General features: G+C 63.1%; 22 protein-coding genes and 1 pseudogene. 9 read left to right on the top strand and 14 right to left on the bottom strand.

What is annotated here, in order from left to right:
• Positions 1 to 17 precede the first annotated feature (17 nt).
• The 7 genes from PQR42_RS05550 to PQR42_RS05520 form a co-directional block, all read right to left on the bottom strand.
• Complete coding sequence (locus PQR42_RS05550) at positions 18 to 1,400, bottom strand: TadA family conjugal transfer-associated ATPase (protein ID WP_408382928.1); 1,383 nt, start codon at positions 1,398 to 1,400, stop codon at positions 18 to 20.
• A 65-nt stretch (positions 1,401 to 1,465) separates the two neighbouring features.
• Positions 1,466 to 2,668 (bottom strand): CpaE/TadZ family protein, encoded by a 1,203-nt coding sequence (locus tag PQR42_RS05545; protein WP_408382925.1) that lies wholly within the window; start codon positions 2,666 to 2,668, stop codon positions 1,466 to 1,468.
• Positions 2,669 to 2,714: 46 nt separating this feature from the next.
• A complete protein-coding gene (locus tag PQR42_RS05540; protein WP_408216658.1) occupies positions 2,715 to 3,008 on the bottom strand; it encodes a hypothetical protein in 294 nt (97 codons plus the stop codon).
• A gap of 23 nt (positions 3,009 to 3,031) precedes the next feature.
• Positions 3,032 to 4,831, bottom strand: a complete 1,800-nt coding sequence (locus PQR42_RS05535; protein WP_408382923.1) for a type II and III secretion system protein family protein — start codon at positions 4,829 to 4,831, stop codon at positions 3,032 to 3,034.
• Positions 4,832 to 4,917: 86 nt separating this feature from the next.
• The gene (gene cpaB, locus PQR42_RS05530; RefSeq protein WP_408216664.1) at positions 4,918 to 5,751 is read right to left on the bottom strand and encodes a Flp pilus assembly protein CpaB; all 834 of its coding nucleotides are present in this window, start codon (positions 5,749 to 5,751) and stop codon (positions 4,918 to 4,920) included.
• 37 nt (positions 5,752 to 5,788) lie between these two features.
• Entirely contained in the window at positions 5,789 to 6,325 is a 537-nt protein-coding gene (locus tag PQR42_RS05525) for an A24 family peptidase (protein ID WP_408216667.1), read from the bottom strand.
• 133 nt (positions 6,326 to 6,458) lie between these two features.
• The gene (locus tag PQR42_RS05520; protein WP_408216670.1) at positions 6,459 to 6,641 is read right to left on the bottom strand and encodes a Flp family type IVb pilin; all 183 of its coding nucleotides are present in this window, start codon (positions 6,639 to 6,641) and stop codon (positions 6,459 to 6,461) included.
• A gap of 1,365 nt (positions 6,642 to 8,006) precedes the next feature.
• Here PQR42_RS05520 and PQR42_RS05515 point away from each other — a divergent pair.
• Positions 8,007 to 8,846 (top strand): metallophosphoesterase, encoded by an 840-nt coding sequence (locus tag PQR42_RS05515; protein WP_408382921.1) that lies wholly within the window; start codon positions 8,007 to 8,009, stop codon positions 8,844 to 8,846.
• A gap of 66 nt (positions 8,847 to 8,912) precedes the next feature.
• Here PQR42_RS05515 and PQR42_RS05510 read toward each other — a convergent pair.
• Positions 8,913 to 9,577: pseudogene (locus PQR42_RS05510) on the bottom strand (amidohydrolase family protein).
• Between the two features lie 427 nt (positions 9,578 to 10,004).
• On the opposite strand from PQR42_RS05510, the gene PQR42_RS05505 reads away from it, so the two are divergent.
• The 5 genes from PQR42_RS05505 (at position 10,005) to PQR42_RS05485 (ending at position 15,127) form a co-directional block, all read left to right on the top strand.
• The gene (locus PQR42_RS05505) at positions 10,005 to 10,901 is read left to right on the top strand and encodes a LysR substrate-binding domain-containing protein (RefSeq protein WP_408382919.1); all 897 of its coding nucleotides are present in this window, start codon (positions 10,005 to 10,007) and stop codon (positions 10,899 to 10,901) included.
• 193 nt (positions 10,902 to 11,094) lie between these two features.
• Positions 11,095 to 11,844, top strand: coding sequence for an SDR family NAD(P)-dependent oxidoreductase (locus PQR42_RS05500; protein ID WP_408216677.1), 750 nt, complete (start codon positions 11,095 to 11,097; stop codon positions 11,842 to 11,844).
• Positions 11,845 to 11,916: 72 nt separating this feature from the next.
• Entirely contained in the window at positions 11,917 to 13,245 is a 1,329-nt protein-coding gene (locus PQR42_RS05495; protein ID WP_408382917.1) for an MFS transporter, read from the top strand.
• A 38-nt stretch (positions 13,246 to 13,283) separates the two neighbouring features.
• Positions 13,284 to 14,129, top strand: a complete 846-nt coding sequence (locus PQR42_RS05490; RefSeq protein ID WP_408382915.1) for a transketolase — start codon at positions 13,284 to 13,286, stop codon at positions 14,127 to 14,129.
• Positions 14,126 to 15,127, top strand: a complete 1,002-nt coding sequence (locus PQR42_RS05485; RefSeq protein WP_408382913.1) for a transketolase family protein — start codon at positions 14,126 to 14,128, stop codon at positions 15,125 to 15,127. Before PQR42_RS05490 ends, PQR42_RS05485 begins: the two co-directional genes overlap by 4 nt.
• Positions 15,128 to 15,238: 111 nt before the next feature.
• Here PQR42_RS05485 and PQR42_RS05480 read toward each other — a convergent pair whose 3' ends face one another.
• Positions 15,239 to 15,571 (bottom strand): DUF2322 family protein, encoded by a 333-nt coding sequence (locus PQR42_RS05480; protein WP_408216688.1) that lies wholly within the window; start codon positions 15,569 to 15,571, stop codon positions 15,239 to 15,241.
• Between the two features lie 79 nt (positions 15,572 to 15,650).
• Positions 15,651 to 17,567, bottom strand: a complete 1,917-nt coding sequence (locus PQR42_RS05475) for an SMP-30/gluconolactonase/LRE family protein (protein ID WP_408382911.1) — start codon at positions 17,565 to 17,567, stop codon at positions 15,651 to 15,653.
• 316 nt (positions 17,568 to 17,883) lie between these two features.
• Between PQR42_RS05475 and PQR42_RS05470 the strand changes: the two genes are divergently transcribed.
• On the top strand, positions 17,884 to 19,557 hold the full coding sequence (locus PQR42_RS05470; protein ID WP_408216693.1) for an FAD-dependent oxidoreductase: 1,674 nt from the start codon (positions 17,884 to 17,886) through the stop codon (positions 19,555 to 19,557).
• Positions 19,558 to 19,597: 40 nt separating this feature from the next.
• Here the strand turns inward: PQR42_RS05470 and PQR42_RS05465 are convergent, their stop codons facing one another.
• The 4 genes from PQR42_RS05465 to PQR42_RS05450 are packed head-to-tail and all read right to left on the bottom strand — an operon-like array spanning position 19,598 to position 22,158.
• On the bottom strand, positions 19,598 to 20,923 hold the full coding sequence (locus PQR42_RS05465) for a sensor histidine kinase (protein WP_408382909.1): 1,326 nt from the start codon (positions 20,921 to 20,923) through the stop codon (positions 19,598 to 19,600).
• A complete protein-coding gene (locus PQR42_RS05460) occupies positions 20,920 to 21,660 on the bottom strand; it encodes a response regulator (protein ID WP_408216698.1) in 741 nt (246 codons plus the stop codon). The genes PQR42_RS05465 and PQR42_RS05460 overlap by 4 nt, the downstream gene beginning before the upstream one ends.
• Before the next feature lie 7 nt (positions 21,661 to 21,667).
• Positions 21,668 to 21,790 carry a hypothetical protein gene (locus PQR42_RS05455; RefSeq protein WP_408216701.1) on the bottom strand — a complete coding sequence of 41 codons (123 nt, stop codon included), beginning with the start codon at positions 21,788 to 21,790 and terminating at the stop codon, positions 21,668 to 21,670.
• Entirely contained in the window at positions 21,787 to 22,158 is a 372-nt protein-coding gene (locus PQR42_RS05450) for a GFA family protein (protein ID WP_408382907.1), read from the bottom strand. Before PQR42_RS05450 ends, PQR42_RS05455 begins: the two co-directional genes overlap by 4 nt.
• Positions 22,159 to 22,367: 209 nt before the next feature.
• Here PQR42_RS05450 and PQR42_RS05445 point away from each other — a divergent pair, with 209 nt between their 5' ends.
• Both PQR42_RS05445 and PQR42_RS05440 read left to right on the top strand, forming a co-directional pair.
• On the top strand, positions 22,368 to 22,928 hold the full coding sequence (locus PQR42_RS05445; protein ID WP_408382905.1) for a thioredoxin family protein: 561 nt from the start codon (positions 22,368 to 22,370) through the stop codon (positions 22,926 to 22,928).
• Between the two features lie 213 nt (positions 22,929 to 23,141).
• Positions 23,142 to 23,393: a DUF4148 domain-containing protein gene (locus PQR42_RS05440; RefSeq protein ID WP_408382904.1), complete on the top strand. Its 252-nt coding sequence runs from the start codon at positions 23,142 to 23,144 to the stop codon at positions 23,391 to 23,393.
• The last annotated feature ends 35 nt before the right edge of the window (positions 23,394 to 23,428 follow it).

The following is a 23,428-nucleotide window of genomic DNA, read 5'->3' as shown; positions in this document are numbered from 1 at the left end:
TCAAACCCGTTGCGCGTTCATACTTCGAAACGCCGTGCCGGATCGAACATCTGGTCCGGCAGCACGATGCCGAAGCCCGCCAGCCGCTCGCAGAACTTCGGCCGCACGCCGCTCGCGCAGAAATAGCCTTTGATCATGCCGTTTTCGTCGACGCCGGTGCGCTTGAACGTGAAGATCTCCTGCATGTTGATGATGTCGCCTTCCATGCCGGTGATTTCCTGAATGCTCATCAGCTTGCGGCGCCCGTCGGTCAGACGCGACGCCTGCACCACCACCGTGATCGCCGAAGCGATCTGCTGACGGATCGCCTTGATCGGCATCGTCAAACCCGCCATGCCGACCATGTTCTCGAGACGCGTGAGCGCATCGCGCGGCGTGTTCGCGTGCAGGGTCGCCATCGAGCCTTCGTGGCCCGTGTTCATGGCGTGCAACATATCGAGCGCTTCGGCGCCGCGCACTTCGCCGAGCACGATACGGTCAGGGCGCATCCGCAGCGCGTTGCGCACCAGCGAGCGCTGCGAGATTTCGCCCTTGCCTTCGATGTTCGGCGGCCGTGTTTCGAGCCGCAACACGTGCTGCTGACGCATCTGCAGTTCGGCCGCGTCTTCGATCGTCACGACCCGCTCGTCTTCCGGAATGAAGCCGGAGAGCAGATTGAGCAGCGTGGTCTTGCCGCTGCCCGTGCCGCCCGAAATCAGCACGTTCAGCTTCGACTTGATCAGCGCTTCGAGCAGTTGCGCCATCGAGGGCGTGAAGCTCTGGTTGTTCACCATGTCGGTGACGGTGAGCGGATTCACCGAGAAGCGGCGAATCGACACCAGCGGGCCGTCGATCGCCGACGGCGGAATGATCGCGTTGACACGCGAGCCGTCGGGCAGGCGCGCATCGACCATCGGCGTGGATTCGTCGATCCGGCGGCCCACGCGCGAGACGATGCGCTCGATGATCTTCATCAGATGCGCGTCGTCGTAGAAGGTCACGTCGGTGTGTTCGAGGCGGCCGCGCCGTTCCACATACACATGCTGCGACGTGTTCACCAGAATGTCGGAGATGGTCGGGTCGTTGAGCAGCGGTTCGAGCGGGCCGAGGCCGACCATTTCGTCGTGCACGTCCTGGGCAAGACGGCGGCGCTCGAGTTCGTTCATCGGGATCTTGTCTTCGTCGACGATCCGCTCCACCAGTTGCGCCAGTTCGCGCTTGATCTGCTCGGGCGACAAGCGTTGCAGCTTGTCGAGCTCCACCCGGTCGATGATCGCCTGATGAATGTTCATCTTGAGCTGCTGATACGCGCGCCGCGCCGCGAGGCTGTCGGCCGCCGCGCCGGCTGCGGCCGTCGCGGGACTGGCACTGTCGAACGGCAGGGTGCCGCTCTGGATCATCAACTGTTCGCGCAATGACATGGTGCTCTCCGCATTCTTTTCGATGGCAAGCTGGCCTGAACGGATTCGGGCGGCGTGTCCAGACTTCAGTGTCCGTGCTTCAGCTGCGGTGGCGAATTCGGCCGGCCGGCGAACAGACGGCCGAGCACGCTCTTGCGCTCCACAACCGGCAACGGCCACAGCAGCGCGGCCAGTTGCGAGATGCCCCGGGCGAGTGCACCGCCCTTCGCGCCGGTGACGAGCGGCACGCCGTGATTCAACGCCTCGGTGGCCTGCTTCTCATCGCGCGGCAAGTGATGCGCGACCTTCGCGCCGAACGTTTCTTCGAGCGTCGCCAGATTGATGCGCGCGTTCTTGTCGTACTGGTTGACGATCACCTTCACCTTGCTCGCCGGATAGCCGAGCTCCTTGAAAATGTCGAGCATGCGGCGGCCGGCATGCAGGTACAGAATGTTCTGCCGCACCACCATGCAGATCGAGTCGCTGTGATCGAGCGCGTGGATCGCGAGCGGATTGATGTTCTGACCGACGTCGATCAGCACCGCGTCGTATTGCTCGCGCACCAGCGTGAGAATCCGTTCGAGATGCGCGGCGCGCAATTCGCCCGATTTGACCGGGTCGCCCGCGCCGGCCAGCACGTCCAGATTCGCGTGCACGTGCATCACGCAAGATTCAAAGAAAGCGGCGTCGAGCCGGTCGATCTGCGAGCACAGGTCCGCGAGCGTGGCAGGCGGCGCTTTGTCGGCGACCAGCAGGCTCGCGTCGGCGAATTGCTGGTTGAGGTCGATCAGCAGCACGCGCTTGTCGCGCAAGGCGGCCAGCGCGTAAGCGAGATTCACGGCGATCAGGGTGGTGCCGCTGCCGCCCTTGCAGGAAGTGAACGACACCACGCGGCCGTCGCGGCGCACGCCGGCGTGTTTCTTCGCCGAGACGTGGGCGAGCGCGTCGGCGATCTCGCGGTCGTCGAGCGGCCAGGACAGCACGTGCCGCACGCCGACGCGCATCGCCGCCATCAGCAAGGTGGTCGACGGCGCGGGGGTCACCAGCATGCAATGCAGATGCGGCAGGTGGGACAGCACCTCCTCGACGCCGCTCAGATCGCGCGGCGTCAGGTCGGCGTCGTCGACGATCAGCAGATCGGCGCTCTTGATCGCCGCGGCGTGCACGCGCAACTGCTTCGCGGTACCGTGCAGCGTACGCAGACGAAACGCGATGCCGCTTGCCTCGAGACGCGCCGCGATCTGCGGCGCGCGCTCGGCGCTGGACGAAATCAGAAGGGTGTCGATCATGGTAAGTCTCCGCTGGCGCTAAACCGAGCCGCCTGGTTGTGCTGCTTCAATACCCGCTCGATGAGCCGACGCCGATCGTGAAGTTATTGACCGGCGCGGGCGGCGCCGTGAACGATTTGGCATAGCTCTTCTGCGCCGCGGCGGCCGCCGTGCCGTCGATGCCCGCGACCGGATCGGTATTGGCCGAGGCGTTCGGGTTGAGCGTCTGCATTTCCTTGATCTGGTTGACCGAGTCGCCGAACGTCGCGTCCCAGTGCGGCGTCGAGCTCAGGCAGCCGGCGAGCGCGGCGCTCAAGCCGGCGCACAGCGCCGTGCGGATCAGTGTCTTGGTGCTTGTCATGTCGATCTCCGGTAGGCCGCGCATTACTGCGAGGCGTGTGAGTCGCTGGTTTCCGGCGCGGCCGGGATCACAGCCACGGACGCAGCCGCGCTCGGAGCGGGTGCGGGCGCGGGAACCGGCGCAGGTGCGGGTGCCGCGGCGGGTGCCGAAGCCCCTGCAACCGGCGCGGCGCGCTTCTCGCCTTCCATGTGGCCGGTCAGGTACACGTTCCCTTCGCTGGCATCGCCGAAGTGGTCGGTCGGCAGCGGATAGTGCTGCGGCAGCGGCTTGGCGAGGCGCGGCGTCACGACAAACACCAGCTCGGTCTTGTCCTGTTCGTAGCTGGTGCTGCGGAACAGCGCGCCGAGCACGGGCAATTCCGCGGCGCCGGGCAAGCCCTTGATCGAGCCGGTCACATTGCTCTTCAGCAGACCACCGATCGCGAAGCTCTGGCCGTCGAACACCTGCAGCGTGGTGGAGGCGCGCCGCGTCGTGATCAGCGGCAGGATCGAGGTGGTGTTCGAGTTGCCGGCGCTGACCACCACGCCGGTGGACGACAGTTCGGACACTTCCGGCGCCACCTTCAGGTTGATGCGGCCGCCTTCGAGCACGGTCGGCGTGAAGGTCAGGCCGACACCGTACTGCTCTTCCTGCAGCACGATGGTCGTGCCGCCCGAGCCGTTGCTTTGCGGCACCGGAATATAGACCTTGCCGCCCGCGAGGAAACTCGCTTCCTGACCGCTGATCGCCATCAGATTCGGCTCGGCGAGGATCTTCACGAGTTGATCGGTTTTCTGCGCATCGACGGCCATCCTGAGCGGCGAGTTATTTGCTTTCGATGCCGTCAGCGCGCTGAGTCCGCCCGACAGGTAATCGGCCAGCAGGCCGAAGCTCCAGCTGCCGATGCCGCCGTTGATGTTGGCCGCCACGCCGAGCTGGTCGATCAGCGTCTTCGAGACTTCGGCGACCTTCACTTCGAGCATGACCTGCTGCGGTGCGGCCACATGCATCATGTTGATGATGCGTTCGCCGCCGGCGCTGCCGAGCGACGGCGCCGGCATGCCCATCGCGCGAGGCGCGGCGCCGACCGGCAAGGGGCCGCTGCCCATCGGCGCGGCGCCTTGCAAGGCGGTGGTCGGGCGGGCCACGAAGGCACGCGCCAGTTCGAGCACGCGTTCGGCCTTGACCGCGTCGGAGACCGTGCCGGTCAGCACCAGCGTATCGGCGGCGGCCTTGACCTGAATGCCGGTTTCCTCGGGCATCAGCGCGGCGAGGGTTTGTTGCAGCCCGCCCGGATCCGCGCCGACGCTCACGTCGATGATCGTGCAGGAGCCGCTGCGGCCTTGCACGATCATGTTGGTGGTGCCGACGTCGGAGCCGAGCAGATAAAGCGTTTGCGGGGACACGAGCATGGCCTGCACGATCGACGGATTGCCGACGGTGCGGCTCTTCACCGGTTCGCGCACATCGACCATCGCGGATTTGCCGACCGGGATCGTCACCGAGCTATGTTCGGCAACCGGGCCGCTGCAATTCGGTCCGCGGGCAGCTTGCTGCGCGCCGCCGGACGACGCGCCCGGGCCCATGCCGCTGGCCGCGATGGTCAGACGCACCGAACCATTCGACGCCACCGTGAGCGGCACTTCCGGCAAGCCAGGCACACCTGCTGCGGCGTTCTGGCCGGCCGCTTGCGCCACCGGCAGCATCGTCAGATACATGCCCAGCAGCACACAGGTGCAGGCTTCAGCGATCCGGGTTCGGCCGCGCGGCGAGCACGGATTCGCTTCGCGCGGGCCGAACGGGTGCTGCGGCGCGCTAGCGCGCTGAGTGGTTCTGGCGTTCATGTCCTACCCCCGTTATGTGCCGCATTTTTTACGTGCTGGTCTGAATATCAGTCACGCATCGGTCACGGCTTGCAGGCTCGAGCCTGTCAAAAGCATTCTTGTCTTGCGTCAGCGCCGTCGAGTACGCGCACACAGTTGGCCGGCGCGTGCGCCGCTACCTTGCGCACGATGTGCACCGGCTTCGGTTCGGGTGCGGGCACCACGGCGACCGGCGTTTGCAGCAGGCTGGCCTTGGTGGCGCCGGCGGTGTCGATCGCTTTCGGATCGATCTGGTTGCGCAACACCAGCGACAGCGTGCCGATGCTGCGTGCAAGGTCGATCTTCTCGGCCTGTTCCGGCGACACTTCGAGCGTCACCGCGTCGACCACCTTCGGCTTGGTTTCGTCGCGGCCCACTTCCTGCGCGACGGCCAGCACGAGAATCTTTTCGAGCACGATCTTCGAGATGTTCTGATCGCGTTGGGTGCCTGGATCGCGGGCATCCTTCTGCGTGTTGACGATGATGTCGACGTAATTGCCCGGCAGCGCGAAGCCCGCCACGCCGATCACGTCGTTCACGCGCACGGTGATGGCGCGCTTGCCTTCGCCGATCACCGCCGAGAGGCCGCCGAGCGTGCCGACCGGCGTGAGCTTCGCCTCGAGAATCGGCTCGCCGTGCAGCAGGCTTTCCTTCAGCACGCGGCCGTCAAGTTTTTGAATGTCCGTGAACGAACCGGGCGGCACGCTATTGGACGGCCAGTCGGTGAGCTTGAGGAAATCCGGGCCGATCCGTTGACCGAGATTGATATCGGATGCCGCCACCACGACCTTGGTCGTGGCATTCGACGACTGCGAGACCATCCAGCGCGAGGCGAACACCACTGCGGTGAGGCCCGCCAGTGTCGCGATCAGCAGCATCGTTACAGCGCGCGCGTTTTTCATTTTCAACCCCCGATTTTTTGTCCAGCTCCGGCACGCGTCACACGCTGGCGAACAACACGCATGCGCTGCCTATTGCTATCGCGACGCCGTAAGGCATGGTCCCCGTCGCACTACCTTCGGCCACACTGCCGGCTCGCCGCAGCGCGCCGTTGCCCGGCGTCGCGCAACTGATCAGCAATGCCGCCACCCCGCCCAGTCCGGCGCGCATCTGGCGACGCCGCAGCCATATTGCGAGCGACCCGATTCCACCGATCACACAGGTCGCCAAACCAATTTCGAGTGCGCCGTAAGCGCCGCAGAAAGCGCCGATCGCCGCCATCAGCTTCACGTCGCCCGCGCCCAGCAGCCGCATCGCATAGCCCGGCAGGAAAATCGCGCCGCCGGCCAGCATGCCGCCCAACCACATCGTCATTCCGTCGACACCGCCGTGTGTGAACCATTGCACCGGTATCGCCACGATCAATCCCGCCGCCACCAACCAGTTAGGGATCCGGCGCGTTTGCATGTCCCACAGTGCGGCGACCAGTACTAGCGTCATCACGCACGGTCCAACCGGAAAAGGAACCCCGTTCATTGCCTGCTCCGTTTCAAGGATCGAATTGCCCTTCTTTACTGGAGTCGCTTCGTTCGGCGCGGGGCCGTCGCTACCCTGTCCCCGAAGGACCGTCGAGGCAGGGCGGGCGATCGGCTTTGCGCCTGTTGTCGCGTCAGGCCGGAGCGACCACGCCGCTCAACGAGTCGTGGATGATGGTGAAAATGGCGCTCAGCCGTGTGCCTAGTGCAGTTACCGTCACCACAATCGCCACTGCGATCAGGCCGGCCAGCAGGCCGTATTCGATCGCTGCAACGCCGTCTTCTTCGCGCAGAAATTTCTGGATCATGTTCTTCATGCTAACCCCCGTAGAGTGAAAGTTGACTTCGGTTTTGTGCCGTTTTCAGCCGCCTGAAAAACAGGTGCGCCGAAACGGCGTTCAAGCCCGTCACGAGGACGGAAAAAAGGGGCGAGGTCAGCGCTTTGCTTCGTCACGATCACGAGTGGTCGATACCCCGTATCGATCTCCGTGTCGTTGTTTATCGACATCCGTTTTCGCTGGCCCCGCCGCACCCCGTAAAACGCGTGGACTTCCCCGAACGCGGTTCACGAAGACTGCTGTTGCTGCCGGGAATCCTTTGCTGCTTCCCTGCTGCAACGTGTTTTTTCGTTTTGTGACTCTCTATTTGCAACAGGTATGCCAGCAGGCCTCAAAGCCTTGCTGGGCAAGGATTGGCGATTCGGCGGGGGGTACGGGAGGGAGTTCGCAACACGCGATGACTCGGATTTGAGACACCGGAAAGTGCCGGGGCGTAGCCCGCTTGCCATGCTTCGCGCATTATTTCCGGACGGAGGAAAACCCGTAGGACCGTTGGCTGGCAATGGTTCGACAAATGCCTCGGTCAAATTTGCTGCCATTGAGCGGACAAAAGTACGTTTTACTGGGCGCGTCCGGGATGTTGCAAACCTGAGACGGGCGGCTTGAGAGCGGTGCGTTGGCGCGGCGGCCAAACGCGATATCCGCACACTTCGCTATGTGGGGTAACGCGCATTGCGCGATTGACGGTGGATCGCCCCATCGTTCTCGCGTGCGATGAAACGCTGGGATTGATGCCGCGGCGAAAAATTTTTGGGTTGCCGCGAAGAATGCATCCGTTGCCCTCGGACGATGCGCTGCGCCTTGCTGGTAGCGCTTATCAGAGCGACTGGGGGTCCCACTCGGTATCGCGGTTTCGCAAGCGCAACGATAAAACCATCGCTCATCGCGCGCGCCATTGCGACCTGAACAGCGAAGAAGGCCAACGCGTCCGGTTTTGTTCAGCCCTGCGAGCGGGCCCAACAAATGGGTGCGCCCACAACAGTCGGCGAGGACATCGGCTATGAACTGTGAGCGCCTTCATGCGCCACATGTAACGGAGCGTAAAAGGCACTGCCAGCGCCACCCGACTAATGCGACGATGGCGCCGCTCCGCCTGCACCCCACCAAGGCCGCGTACGCCCTGAAGCTCGATCGGGACGACGGGAACGGCATGCTCGTCCCAACACCTCGTTACAAATCGACACTCAAAGCGCCCAATTGGCGGTCAACACTGAGTGACGCGTTGCGACTGCGCGCGAAACCCGGCCAGCGAGGACACGATCACGGTCGAAACCGTATGGGCTTCGCGCAGCAACCCTCCAGAAGTCTTTCGTCGTTTCACGTCAACCTCATTGCGGTGAAAACATGCAGCAGACTTTCATACCCGTGCGACGCTTCAAAAAGAACACGGCCGGTCGCGACTTCGTCGTAGGCGATCTGCATGGCTGTTTTAGCCGGCTTCGAAAAGAACTGGAACTGCGCCGGTACGACCCGTCTCGCGACAGGCTGTTCGCCGTCGGCGACCTGGTGGATCGGGGCATCGAATCGCCGGCCGTGCTCGAGTTCGTGGATCGATACCGGATTCAATCGGTTCGCGGCAATCATGAGGACACGATCGTGCGGTGGCACCGCCACGGCGGCAAGCACGCGTCGATTCGATCCAGCGGCGGAGAGTGGCTGTTCGATATGGCCTACGACAAAGCGGCGTTGGACGACATCGTGACGTATATGGCGGCCCTTCCCTACGCGATCGAAATCGAAACGGACGACGGTCTGGTCGGAATCGTGCATGCCAATGTGCCCATGCAATCGTGGCCGAAGATGGTTCAGGCGCTCGAACAGGAGGACCGTAACGGGCCGGTGCGCCGAAAGGTGATCTGGGATCGCTCGCGCTGGATCCCGGGCAAGGCGGCAGGTCTTGTTTCCATGCGGCGGGCCTTCGCGCAACTGTGGCAACGATTTGCTTCAGGACGGGGGGACCCCGGCGGCCGCATCGACGGCGTGGCCGCTGTCATCGTCGGGCACACGCCGGTGCGGGAGCCGAAGGTTCGGGGCAACGTCATCAACGTCGATACGGGGCTCGTGTATGGCGGAGCGCTGACGCTGCTGCGTCTGGACCAAATACCCATGCTGCTCAATCGCACCGTCCGCGAGCAACCGGCGTTCGGCCGGTCGAAGGGATATCCGGCGGGTTCGGGGGTGTGAGGGGACGGGCGATTGTGCGCTCGCCGTCCGCAATTCCGTCCGCCCACGCCAACCGTATCGCCGGCATCACAACCTGTACACCCGCTCCGCGTTGTCATGAAACAGCGCAGCCCTGTCGTGCGCGGAGAAGTCTCGGGTAATCTCCTTGAACGCGTTGAACACGTCGTCGTAACTGCTGAACAGCTTGTCGACCGGAAAGTTGCTCGCGAACATGCAGCGCTCCACGCCGAATGCTTCGATCGCGTGCAGGACGAATGGACGAATGCTGTCCACGGTCCACTTCCAGTCGCCCATGCCCAGACCGGAGATCTTGCAGAACACGTTGTCCGCTGAAGCGAGCAAGGTCATGCTCTTTTTCCATGCTTCGATCTCTTCGGGCTCGCGGTCGACCGGCATGCCGGTGTGGTTGAGCACCATCGGCGTATCGGGGAAGTCGCGCGCTAGCGCGAGCGCCTCTTCCATCTGCGTGTAGTAGAGCTGTAGATCGAACGACAAGTCGTGCTCCTTTAGCAGCGCATAACCGCGCCGCCATTGCGGATCGCTCATCAGATGCGGGCTGTCGATAAACGTCTTCACCGGATCTTGATGTCGGCAAGAAAATCGCCGATCAGATAGTCCTTGCGAATGGCCGAATAGTCACCGAACACGCGCTCGAGCATCGGCCCCTGCAACCACGGATAGTTGCCGGTCTTCAGATCGTACAGGTCATGATGCGGGTCGATGATAGGCAGATTTAACGATTGCGCGCGCCGTCAACAAGTAACGCTGCTCAGCCATGTCCTTTCTCCTTTCGCGTTTTCCGCGCACCACGTATGTTTTGCGAGTGCGTAGTACGACGTTCACCAGTACGCCGCATAGGCGCTAACCAGTGAATGCCTTTACTCGATATGGGAGCGAACAGGACGAGAGCGCTGCGTGTGAGCGTCGGCTGATCGCGCGCTCACCGGGAAAGTCGGATAATCCATTACTGTCTCCTGCACAGTTGTTGCACTGCGCAACCTATGTTTATGATTAGCCGCTCCGCGGCAGTGAAACTGCCGGTTCAGTATCGAGAGGACTTCATGCATCCCTCGCTGCGCGGCTTGTCGACAGAATGGCAGTGCGAATGGCGTGCGAACAAGGCGGTTTCATTCAACTGCATCTGAAAAAAATTTCACTATGCGCATTCCACCGGTCAAAGCCATCGTCGCGTTCGAGAGTGTGGCCAGAACGAAAAGCGTCAACCGCGCCTCCGAAGAACTCGGACTGACCGCGTCGGCGGTCAGTCATCAGATCAGCAATCTCGAGTCGGTAATCGGCCAGCCGCTCTTCTATCGTTCGGGCCGTGGACTCGTCCTCACGCCGACCGGCGAGCGTTACCTGTCCGATGTGACGGGATCACTGGCGGATCTGAGCCGCGCGACCGAACGCGCGTCGAGCCGCACCGACGTCGATATCTTGCGGGTGCATTCCAGCCCGAGCTTCGGGCTCATGTGGCTGCTGCCGCGGCTCGCGTCGTTTCAGGAGGCCAATGGCGATATCCAGTTGAATCTCGCCTGCTCATACGAGGACGTCTCGTTTACCAGCGGCTATTACGACATCGACCTGCGCCACGGCTACGCGAATTGGCGAGATCTGGAAGTTCGAACGCTGCGCGGCGAATACATCGCGCCGCTCGCGTCGCCGAAATATCTGGAGAACAATCCGGTCAAAACGCCTGAAGATCTGCTGCAACATCGGCTGATCTACTCGGAGACGCCGCTCGTGCAGTGGAAGCAGTGGTTCGGGCGCACCGGCGTGTCGGCCGCCCATAAGACCTTCGACTTTTCCTTCGACCGGTCGTACATGTCGTTGGAGACGGCGGCGCTCGGCCTCGGCATCGCGCTCGAAAGCGTGATGCTCGCCTCGGTTCGGATCAAGGAAGGCGCGCTCGTGCCGGTATTCGACGACACCCACGCCGTGGAAGTCGGCGCGCATCATCTGGTCTATCCGCCGCAAAACGCCGAACTGCCGCGCGTCACGCGCTTTATCGCGTGGATCGAGCGCGAGGTCGGGCGCATGGAGCGCAAGGCCTGAGATCGGCGTCGGTTTTTGCAGGGTTTTCCAACACACACTTGAGCATGTGATTGCCGCGTCGCACCATGCGGCGCATACGCTCCCCCAGCACGTCACCTGAAAATTTCTCAAACATAGTTGAGCAGTACGTCGTTGATGCGACCGGCCGCGCGGTAGACACTTCGGCCATCACATCAACACTCAGGAGACAACCATGCTGCTCGAGAACAAAGTCGTCATCGTGACCGGCGCCGCCTCACCGCGCGGAATCGGCAAGGCAACCGCCAAGGCACTCGCAGCTCAAGGCGCGCGCATCGTCATTCTCGATCTGCGCGAAGAAGATGCGCAGCGTGCCGCCGCCGATCTCGGCGACGCGCATCTGGGCCTCGCCTGCGACGTCACCGACAAAGACGCGTGCGTCTCAGCCGCCAAAGCGACACTCGATCGCTATGGCCGCATCGACGGCCTCATCAACAACGCCGGCATCACGCAGCCGGTGCGTACGCTGGACATCACGTCCGAAAACTTCAACGCGATCGTCGACGTTAATCTGCGCGGCACGCTCTATATGTCGCAAGCCGTGCTGCCGGCCATGAAGGAACAGAAAAGCGGCAGCATCGTCTGCATGTCGTCGGTCTCCGCGCAACGCGGCGGCGGCATTTTCGGCGGCCCGCACTACAGCGCGGCGAAAGCCGGCGTGCTCGGTCTCGCGCGTGCGATGGCCCGCGAGTTCGGCGGCGATAGCATTCGCGTGAACTCGATCACACCTGGTCTGATCCAGACCGACATTACCGGCGACAAGCTCACCACGGAAATGCGCGCCGACATCATCAAGGGCATTCCGCTCGGCCGGCTCGGCGAGGCGAGCGACGTGGCGAACGCATGCCTGTTCCTCGTCAGCGACCTGTCGACCTATCTCACGGGCATCACGCTCGACGTGAACGGCGGCATGCTCATTCATTGACGCGACGCCGCGCGCCGTGAGCGGCTGCGTGCCAGGCACCCGGGCCTACCCGGGGCACGGAAGGAGACAAACATGAAATCGAAATACCCCGCGGCATCCATTGCCGCCGACATACCGAACCAGGCGGACTCGACGAGCTTCGAGTCGAAAACCTACGCGAAAGTCAGCCGCCGCCTGATCCCATTCCTGATGCTGTGTTATCTCGGCGCTTACCTCGACCGGGTCAACGTCGGCTTCGCGAAGCTGCAGATGCTCAACGACTTGCGCTTCAGCGAAACCGTATATGGCATGGGCGCAGGGATTTTCTTTCTCGGCTATTTCCTCTTCGAGGTGCCGAGCAACCTGGTGCTGCATCGTGTCGGCGCGCGCAAGTGGCTCGCGCGGATCATGCTGACGTGGGCGGTGATCTCCGCGTGCTTCGTCTTCGTGAAATCGCCTACGGCCTTCTACGTGCTGCGTTTCATGCTCGGTGTCGCCGAGGCCGGTTTCGCGCCAGGTGTGATTCTCTATCTGACCTACTGGTTTCCGGCCGCGCGCCGCGCCAAGGCGCTGTCGCTGTTCTTCATGGCGATTCCGCTGGCCGGCATTATCGGCGGCCCGCTGTCGGGCTGGATCATGCATTCGCTGCAAGGCGCGATGAACATGGCCGGCTGGAAATGGCTGTTCCTGCTGGAAGCACTGCCCTCGCTCGTGCTCGGCATCGCGATCCTGCTCTATCTCGACGACGGCATCGCCAAAGCGAAGTGGCTGACGGACTCCGAAAAGACACTGCTCGCCCGCAATGTGGCCGGCGACAACGCGCATAAGATCGCCCACGTCTCGGTCAAGTCGTTCATCGGCGACCGTCGCTTGTGGCTGATGGCGGCAATCTATTTCTGCGTGGTGCTCGGCCAATATGGGCTGACGTTCTGGCTCCCGACCATCATCCGCAAATCCGGCGTCGCTGATCCGCTGTGGATTGGCGTGTTCACCGCGATTCCTTATCTGTGCGCCATCATCGCGCTGCCGTTGGTCGGCATGAGCGCGGACCGTCATCGCGAACGCCGACTGCATCTGGCGATTCCGATGTTGATCGCCGCCGCGGGTTTCATCGTGCTGCCGGCAATCGGCAGTGTGCCGGCCTCCATCGTCTGTCTGAGCGTTGCTGCCGCCGGCATTCTCGCGTCCTCGTCGCAGTTCTGGTCGTTGCCGACCGCGTTGCTCGGCGGCATGTCGGCCGCGGCCGGGATCGCGGCGGTGAACTGCGTCGCCAATCTCGCGGGCTTCTTTTCGCCGGCGATCGTCGGCTGGCTCAACGACCTGACAGGCAAATCGACCGCCGGGCTGATCTTTATCTCGGTGGCCGTCACGCTCGGCGCTTGCCTCGTGTTTCTGGTGCCCGCGAGGTCCGTGAACCGCTGAACCCTTCTTACTCTTTACGACTGATCACAGGAGACAACATGAACAGTCCAGAACGCGTGCCGACGGCAACCCTTGCCGAACACGCATACCGTATCCGTAGAAACGCATTGTTGATGGGTGAGGTCCAGGGCCAGGGTTATATCGGTCAGGCGCTCGACATCGCCGATGTTCTCGCTGTCGCTTACTTCGGGGCCATGCGCTACCGGCCGGAAGATCCCGATTGGGAAGAGCGCGACCGCTTTCTCCTCTCGAACGGGCATTACGCGATCGCACTGTATGCGGCGTTGTTCGAAGCCGGCATTCTGCCCGCTGAAGAGCTCGAAACCTACGGCAGCGACGACAGCCGGTTGCCCATGTCCGGCATGGCGAGCTACACGCCCGGCATGGAGATGTCCGGCGGCTCGCTCGGTCAGGGCTTGACCATCGCGGTAGGCCGCTGCCTCGGCCTGAAGCGCAAAGGTTCGAAGTCTTTCGTGTACACGCTGTTTTCCGATGGCGAACTGGACGAAGGCGCGATCTGGGAAGGCTTGATGTCCGCGAGTCACTGGAAGCTCGACAACCTGATCGCCGTGGTCGACGTGAACAACCAGCAGGCCGATGGTCCGTCGACGCAGATCATGGCGTTCGAGCCGCTCCTCGAAAAACTGGAAGCGTTCGGCTGGTTCACGCAGCGCGTGGACGGCAACGATATCGCCGCCGTGGCCGCCGCGTTCGATGCGGCCCGCGCACATCCTGAAGCGCAACCGCGCATCATCATCGCCGACACGCGCATGGGTTGCGGCGTGCCCTTCCTCGAACAACGCGAGAAGAACCACTTTATCCGCGTCGAAGCCCATGAATGGCAATTGGCGCTGCAAGCACTCGAAGTAGGGAGACAAGCATGAGCAACGCAACCACGAGCAAGCCGCGCCTGAAGACCTCCGCGATGATTGCGTCGATCGCGAGCGAAGGACAGGTCACACGTTCCGCGCCGTTCGGCCACGCGCTGGTGGAACTGGCGCGGCAAAAGCAGAACGTGATCGGCATGACGGCCGACCTCGGCAAATACACCGACCTGCATATCTTCGCCAAGGAATTTCCGGAGCGCTTCTATCAGATGGGCATGGCCGAGCAATTGCTGATGGGCGCGGCATCGGGATTCGCGCATGAAGGCGCGCAGCCGTTTGTCACGACCTACGCGGTTTTCGCCACGCGCCGCGCGTACGACTTCATGCATCAAACAATCGCCGAAGACAATCTCGACGTGAAAATCATCTGCGCGCTGCCGGGCCTGACAACCGGCTACGGTCCGAGTCACCAGGCCGCGGAAGATCTCGCCCTGATGCGCGCCATGCCGAACATGACCGTGATCGATCCCTGCGACGCGCTCGACATCGAGCAGATGGTGCCCGCGATCGCCGCGCATAAGGGCCCCGTCTATGCGCGCCTGCTGCGCGGCAACGTTCCGGCGGTGCTCGACGAATACGACTACACGTTCGAACTCGGCAAGGCGAAGCTGCTGCGCGACGGCGCGGAAGTGCTGGTCATCTCGTCCGGCATCATGACGATGCGCGCACTCGAAGTGGCGAAGGCATTGGAGAACGATCGGATCGGCGTAGCCGTGCTGCATGTGCCGACGATCAAACCGCTCGACACGGAAACGATCGTGCGCGAAGCGAAGCGCTCCGGGCGGCTCGTGGTGGTGGCCGAGAATCACACGGTGATCGGCGGTCTGGGCGAGGCGGTCGCCGCGGAACTGATGCGCGCGGGCGTGTCCTGCCACTTCCGGCAAGTGGGCCTGCCCGATGCGTTCCTCGATGCCGGCGCGCTGCCGACATTGCACGACCGTTACGGCATTTCGACCGCCACGATGTCCGAGGCGATCAAGGGCTGGCTGAACTGAACGTGTGCTGTTGGACGACGCCGGCATGCAGCCGGCGTCGTTTCCTCAATACAGCGCGGCCGAGCGGATCGATTCACCCGCCGGCGCCACGCCGATGATAAACAACTCACTTCAGCCCGCGGCGACGACGTCGATCCGCAACGCTTCCCCACCCGCCGCGATCGCGAGCAGGATGTCGACGTTGGGGTGCGCGCCCGGCCGATTGCGCGCATCGGCGGTGTGCTCGGCGAACACGACGAGGCCGTGTTCGGCCGCTTTGGCGTCGAGCGTGCCGAACGTCTGCTTCAGATAGTTGTACACCGCGAGCGAACCCTGCTTGCCCGGCTTGTTCTCGATGCTGGCCACCACGACGCCCTTGCCGTCCACCAGATCGATACGCGCGATACCGTCGATGCCCGGCATCTGCGCGAGGTTGTCCTTGAATACGTTGCCCGGTTGAATCATTGAAACCACTCCTTGTTCGGAAAATTGCGGCGCGGGCCGTATCTTATCCGATAGGGTGTGTCATAGCCGAGCGCGGCCGTCACGGCGTCCAGCGATACACCACCATGCTCGAACCGTTGTAGTTGTCTTTCGTGATCACATACTCGCCCGCGGCTCTGAGATACGCACGCAGGCCGTACATCGAATCGACGTCGTTGCCGACATCCACGGCGCCCGGATTCGAGTTGATCAGCGTGGTGACGAGCTGGCCAGTGGTGAGATTGAAGGCGTCGATATTGGGCACCGTGTGCACGTAGCCGACGAACAGATAATTGCCCGCCGCCGTGATCGACTTGGGATTGGCGCTGGTGAGCGTGATCACCGGATCGGGCCGCGTGGTGTTGCCCGCGCTCCAGCCATGATAGACCTCGATCCGCGACTGCATGGCGGTCCAGTCCCAGCTTCCGGCAATACCTTGCGCGAGGATCATGGTGTCGCTCTCCGCGAGGTAGAGGATGCGCGTGAGCGGCCGGATGCTCTGCGGAATGGAGATCGTGACCGCCCGTCCCCAGGTCGGTTTGCCGTTGCCGTCGAAGCCGGTGAGCGGATAGTGGTAGATGTGATTCGTCCGGTCCAGACCGGCCCACACGTCGCCCCTGCTATCGATGCTGAAACCGCCCGTGACCTGCAGGTTCGTATTGAACGCCGCCCCCGGAATCGACGCGTCCGGAATCGCAATGTAGCCGCTCGCCGGATTGAAATGAAAAAAGTAGAAGCTGCCCGGGTTCTGTCCGGACGCCACCAGAATCCGGTTTCCGCCGACCGTGACGAGTTGGCCGAAGTGTTCGTTGCGCTGCGTGTCGTTCATGTTCAGGCGCGGATCGGACGGATACGTGAACGGATCGACCGTGTTCGCGACGAAGGTGCCGCCCGCCGTGCCGGTGTAAATGTGCGTGCCGCTGTAGAAGTAGGCACCGTCGGTCGATGGGTCCGGGGCCGCGACCGCCTCGAAGTTGAGCGACTGCAGCTTCCACTCGAGGTTGCCTGCGCTGTCGTAGGCGTGAAGGTCGGTGGCGCCGTTGCGCCCGAGATCCCAGCCGCCGCCCCACGGATTGTTGAGCACGTACAGGTTGCCGGCGGCATCCTTGCCGATGCCGACCACGCGTGTGAAGCGCTTATCGCCCACCTGCCCTTTGATACCGCTGGTGGTGTCGAGATAGCCGCCCTGAATGCCGAATGTGCCGGCGAGCGTCGGCGTGCCCGCGATCGTGTAGCGCTTGATGTTCATGTCCGGCCCCTGGTCGCCGACCATGAGTTGCCCGGACGCGGCATTGAAATACAGCGCCGACGGCCGCGACGTCGCCGGCATCTGGATGGTGTTCAGCTGCGCGCCAGTCGGACTGAACTCGACGATCGAGGCCGCGCTCTGCTGCGCGACCCACAGATTGCCGGCGCTATCCAGCGCCAGCGCGCCGGGACTCGATACCTTGATGTCCTGTTGCCAGACGCCGTCGGTCGTGAAGACGCGCACGCGATTGCCGTAGAAGTCGCTCGCATACAGCAATGAGCCCGCGGTAGCGAGCCCGGTGATGACATCGGCATGCGGTATCGAGGTCCACACGCTGACGGGGATGATCAGGTCGCGCGTCTGCGTGGCGCGGTTGTAGCGTCCCACCGAGCCGCTGCCGAACGACCTGTTGTATTGCAACGCTGCGAAGATCGACGTGGCATTGCCGGTAATGGCGCTGCCCTGGAAGTCGGCGTGCGTGCCGATCGAGCCGAGGCTCTGGCCGTTCTGATAGATCGCCACGCCGCCCTCGTTCTCGTCCCACAACGAAGCCGTGTAGATCACGCCTTCCGGCGCGACCCACAGCGAGCGCGCGGTGTTGCCCACGTGCGCGGCGAGTGTGCCGAACGTATTGCCCAGCCAGTCAGTGCTGTATTGCGCGTAACAGGTGTGCGCGAACATGACGATCGCCGCGCACAGGAGCGCGGCACGGATGCGGTGCTTGACCATGAGTGATGCTCTCCGAACAATCATTTCTCGACAATGTAACTCCCCAGATATGAAAAGCCGGTGATTGGTATGAAGATAGGCTCATGGCGCAGCAGTTAAACCATGCAGCGTGCATGTAAATGGAAATAGGCCGCGCACCAGCAAGCGGAACACCCCTCTTTTTCGCACTTTACCGACGGCTGATCTCAGGCGCACAATCTCTGCGAATAGGACGGTCCACCGTCTTCTCCGGTCATTCAGACCGTTCGCGCCGATGCGGCATCCGGCAGCAAGCTCACCACGGCGCGCAGCACGCGCCCTCCATTCGGAACGCCCCATGAGCAATAAGTCGTCAAGCAGACGTGAAGACCTGGTGCCCGGCGGCAGCCGCCACCATCAGATTTTTCCAACGCTCGATGAACGTCAGTTTGCGGTGCTGGAACGATACGGCGAACGGCGCCGGCTGAAGGCAGGCGATATCCTGTTCACCGAAGGCGACCGGCACATTCCCATGTTCACCGTCGTCTCCGGCGCGATCGAGGCGACCCGAGGCGCCGGCGACAAGCACCACGTTCTGGGCACGCACGGCCCCGGTTGCTTCACCGGCGAAGTGGGAACGCTCGCGGGCCGCGGCGCGGTAGCGACGGCCCGCGCCATCAGCGATTGCGAAGTGATCGTGATCGACGAGGAATCGCTGCGGGCGCTCGTCGTCGCGGAAGCGGAGTTGAGCGAAACGATCATGCGCGCCTATATCCTGCGGCGCGTCGCGTTCATTCAGGATCAGCACGGCGGTCTTCTGGTGATCGGCAGTTCGGCTTCGTGGAGCACGCTCGTACTGCGGCATTTCCTGAGCCGCAACGCGCAGCCTTTCGCCTACTTCGATATCGTCGAGCACGAGGAAGCCAAGGGGTTGCTCGAGCGTTACGACGCAACCGAAGCCGATATACCCGTGATCGTCACCCTGCAAGGCAACGTGCTCAAGCAGCCGACCAACCGCGCGGTGGCCGACGCGATCGGCCTGAGCCCCGACCGGCTGAACGGCGAACGGTTCGACGTGGTCGTGGTCGGCGCCGGACCGGGAGGTCTTGCGGCCGCGGTGTACGCGGCCTCGGAAGGACTGAGAGTCGCGGTGGTCGACACCAAGGCGCCCGGCGGCCAGGCCGGCACCAGTTCGAAGATCGAAAATTACTTTGGATTCCCGACCGGCATCTCGGGGCAAGCGCTTGCCGGCCGCGGATTGTCCCAATGCCGCAAGTTCGGCGCGGAAGTCGGCGTGCCCATCGAAGTGCTCGGCATCGAATGTGAGAACGCGCCGCCCTTTCACCTGCGCCTCAATTACAACGAGCATGTGTATGCCAGCGCGGTCGTCATCGCGACCGGCGCGCGCTATCGGAAACCGCTGCTGCCGCGCCTCGAGGAATTCGAGGGAAGCGGCATCTATTACAGCGCGACCTTCATGGAGGCCGCGTTCTGCCACAATCAGGAACTGGTCATCGTCGGCGGCGGGAATTCCGCCGGCCAGGCCGCGGTGTTCCTGTCGGGATTCGCGCGTCACGTGCATATCGCGATTCGCGGCGACGGACTCAGCGCGAGCATGTCGAACTACCTGATCAGACGGATCGAAGCGGCGGCGAACATCAGCGTTCATGTGCGCACGCAGATCGTCGAACTGAACGGGGAGGCCCAACTCGAATCGATCAAGTGGGACCGTCAAGGCCACATCGAGGAGAAGCCGATCCGCCATGTGTTCCTGTTTCTTGGCGCGCAACCGAGTACTGGCTGGCTCGGCGATTGCGTCGCACTCGACAAACACGGCTTCGTGCTCACCGGTCCCGATGCGATTCCGCAGTGGTCGTCGGACCGCCCTCCTCATTACCTGGAGACGAGCCGGCCCGGCATCTTTGCTGTAGGCGACGTGCGCAGCGGCTCGGTGAAGCGCGTTGCGGCCGCCGTCGGCGAGGGAGCGGCCGCGATCCAGTCGCTGCATCAATATCTGGCGCTCAACAGGTGAAACCGGGCTGTGAGCACCTGGCGGCCAGCGACGAGGGCAATTAGGTTTTGCGCAGATTCCTCAGCATCAACCGCGCTTCCAGACCGCCGCCGGGACGGTTGTGCAGTGTGAGTGTCGCGTCCATCGCCATCGCAAGTTGTCGCGCGATGGCGAGCCCCAGCCCAGTGCCACCCGTATCGCGATTGCGTGACGCCTCGAGGCGGTAGAACGGCTCGAACACCGCTTCCAGCGACTCGGCCGGTATGCCGGGGCCGCGGTCGAGCACGGCGATCGCTGTCTCTCCGCTGGGCAAAGTGGCGGCCGTGATCTCGGCAGCGCCGCTGAACTTCAGCGCGTTGTCCACCAGGTTGCCGAGTATGCGGCGCAATGCCTGCGGGCGCGTCACCAGCGAATCGCCAAGCCGTCCTTCCAGGCTGACCGCCTGGCCGGCGTCGACATAGTCGCAGACGAGGCTGTCGAGCAGCGCGTCGGGATCGACGCGGCAAGGGACTTCGGTCGCGCCGTGCAGCGTGCGCGCGTACGTCACGCCCTCCTTCACCAGGCTTTCCATTTCCTGCAGATCCTGGCGCAGCTTCGCGCCCTGTGCATCGTCGTCCATGACGTCGACGCGCAGGCGCATCCGCGTGATCGGTGTTTGCAGATCGTGCGAAATCGACGCCAGAATCTGCATGCGTTCGGTCATGTAGGTGGCAATGCGGTCCTGCATCGCGTTGAAGGCGCGCGCGGCGCGCGATACTTCAGACGGTCCGTCCTCCGGCAGGCGCGCCGCCTTCAGGTCGGGACCGAGCGTATCGGCGGCGAGCGCCAGTTGATGCAACGGCCGCGTGGCGACCCGCACCGCCAGCCAGCAGCACGCGACCAGCACCGCCAGTTGCAACGCCAGCACGAGCGGCAGCCAGCGCGACAGCGGCGCGCCCGACATGGGACGCATATCGATCGTCAGCGGCGTGCCGTCGCTCAGTTGCAGATGAACCTGCAGGCGCTCCTTGTCGCCGGGGACGGCATTCACCGTCAGCGGATAGTGCCTGCCGATGCCGTCCGCGATGGATTGCGCGACACGCTCGGACAGATGCGCATCGATCGGGCTGCCGGCAATGCCCGGACCCAGGATGAACTCGTAGCTGCGGCGTGCGAGCCGCGGCAGCCACTGCGCGCGTTCGTTCGGCGGCAAATGATCGAGCAGCGCCACCGAGCTGCTCACTTCGCGCTCGATGTAACCCATCATCACGTTGGTCATGGTCTGGTCGCGCTCGGTCAGCGTGAGCCAGAACGACAGCGTCTGCGCCAGCGCGAGGCCGACGAAAAGAATCAGCGCGAGCCGCGCGAACAGCGTGCGCGGCCAGTGCAGCCAGGACCAGCGGTTCATTGCGGATCCTCGATGGCGGTCACCGCCGCGGAAAACACATACCCCTCGCTGCGCAGCGTCTTGATGTAACGCGGCTCGCGCGCGACATCGCGCAACCGTTGACGCAGACGGCTCACCATCAGATCGATCGAACGGTCGAACTGATCGGCCTGACGGCCCTGCGTGAGGTTGAGGAGCTGGTCGCGCGTCAGCACCCGCTGCGGATTGTCGAGAAATACGCGCAGCAAGCGGTACTCGGCGCCGCTCAATGCCACCATGGTGCCTTCGGCGTCGAGCAGATGGCGCGCGGTGGTGTCGAGGCGCCAGTCGCCGAAGGCCAGCATCGGCGCGGATTCCGTCACCTGCATGCCGGGTGGCAGCATGCGGGCGCGGCGCAGCACGGCGCGAATGCGCGCGAGCAGCTCGCGCACGGCGAAGGGCTTGGGCAGGTAGTCGTCCGCGCCCATCTCCAGGCCGACGATACGGTCGGCCTCCTCGTTGCGGGCCGTCAGCATCAATACCGGCACCGCGCGGAATTTGCCGGCTCGCAGCTCGCGGCACAGCACCAGACCGTCCTCGCCGGGCATCATCAGATCCAGCACGATCAGATCGGGCGCGCCCTGCTCCAGCGCCGCGCGCATCTGGCGCCCATTCGCCGCGAGCGACACGCGCATGCCGTTCTTCTCGAGATAACCTGCCAGCAATTCGCGGATGCCGCGGTCGTCGTCGACAATCAGTACGTGATCGATGGTTTCCATCAATGCATCATCTCTTTTGGCGTTTCAACTGCACCCGGCTCGCGTACATCAATGAACACTGCACCGGATGCGCCAGTTCGGCGGCAAGGCCGCCGCTCAAGAAGACGACGATAGCCAGCAGGCGTTTCATGCGTCCTCCAGCACGGAGAGGCTCGCGCCGTCCGCGACTCCCGCTTCCGGACTATACGGGTCGACGCCCGCGAGGCAACCGATGTTGACTCGCCACTGCTGCGGGTCCTTACGCGTCTGATGAAACGGATAGATACCGCAGTGTTTGCAAAAATAGTGCCGGGCCACCCGCGTGTTGAACTGATAGAGCGTCAACGAATCTTCGCCGCTCAGGATCTTCAACTGGCCTGCCGGGAACAGCGGCGTCATCAACGCACCCTTGCGGCGGCACAGGCTGCAGTTGCAACGCCCAGCCGGCGTGATCGGGGTACGCACTTCGAATTTGACGGTCCCGCAATGGCAGGAACCTTGCAGCAAGTCGGCGCTCATGGTGCTCTCCGTGATTGGCAATGCCTGCTTTATAGCCTGGCTCGCCCGGCGAATTGTGTCGCAGTGTATCTGGACCTCGTACAGATACACAACATTGCACCCATGCGGTTTGGGCGACACATGCCAGATACCTGCGGACGCTTCAATACGATCATTCGCGGCCGATATGCGAACTGCCGTTTTTAGCCTCTTCCTGAAAGGACACTGACATGCTCTCCGCATCCAAGATCAAAACATTCGCCGTCGCAACCGTGATCGCCGCCGCAGCCGCGAGCGGCATTGCCGCCTTCGCGGGGTCGCCCGAACCGAGCGCGCCCGCGCTCGGAACCAACGCGGCGGCTCCCGAATTCACCGGCATTTCGCAATGGCTCAACAGCGATCCGCTGACGCTGCAGCAACTGCGCGGCAAGGTAGTGCTGGTCGATTTCTGGACCTACACCTGCGGCAACTGCATCAACACGCTGCCCTACGTGAAAAGCTGGAATCAGAAATACAAGGACCAGGGTCTGACGGTTATCGGCGTGCATACGCCCGAGTATCCGTTCGAGCGCGATACCGATAACGTGAAATCCGCCATCAAGCGCTTCGGCATCACTTATCCGGTCGCGCAGGACAATCGCTATGCGACCTGGAACGCGTACAACAATCAGTACTGGCCGGCTTTCTACCTGCTCGACAAGCAAGGCCGGATCGTCTACACGCATTTCGGCGAAGGCGACTATGCGAAGACGGAAGCGAAGATTCAAGCCCTGCTCGCGCAGCAAGGATAAACGCGGGTTCGTATCGGAATGTATCCGCGGTTTCCGGCGATACACAACATTGCAATTCGCCGCTTTCCCGACACATGCCCGATACACCCGCGCGGTTCAATACATCAACGCCGCTTCTCTGAAAAGAATCGCATCGCAGCAAGTCCAGGTCGACCTCTGCTCGTGCTTTCTGATCCGCGGACGTCTCTTATCCAACCGTTCAAGGAGAACGATATGAAAGTTTCCATGATTGCTTTGACTCTTGCTGCATGCGTGGTTGGAAGTGTTGCTCACGCCGCGGTTCCGACGCCCTCGACCGCCACCGTGGATTCTTCGCAGATCGCACAGGCGGCGCAGCCGCAATGGTCCGCGAGCGTGGCCAGCGCCACTTCGAAAACGCGTGCACAGGTTCGCCAGGAACTCGTGCAAGCCGAGAAGGATGGTCAGCTCGCCAACCTGAACCGTTCGCTTTATATGGGTAGCTGAGTAACGGTTTGGCGTTGATGTTGGCGTCACGAGGA

This window comes from Paraburkholderia sediminicola, assembly GCF_046027355.1.
Taxonomy (GTDB): domain Bacteria; phylum Pseudomonadota; class Gammaproteobacteria; order Burkholderiales; family Burkholderiaceae; genus Paraburkholderia; species Paraburkholderia sediminicola_B.
This window is presented reverse-complemented; position numbering and strand designations above follow the sequence as displayed.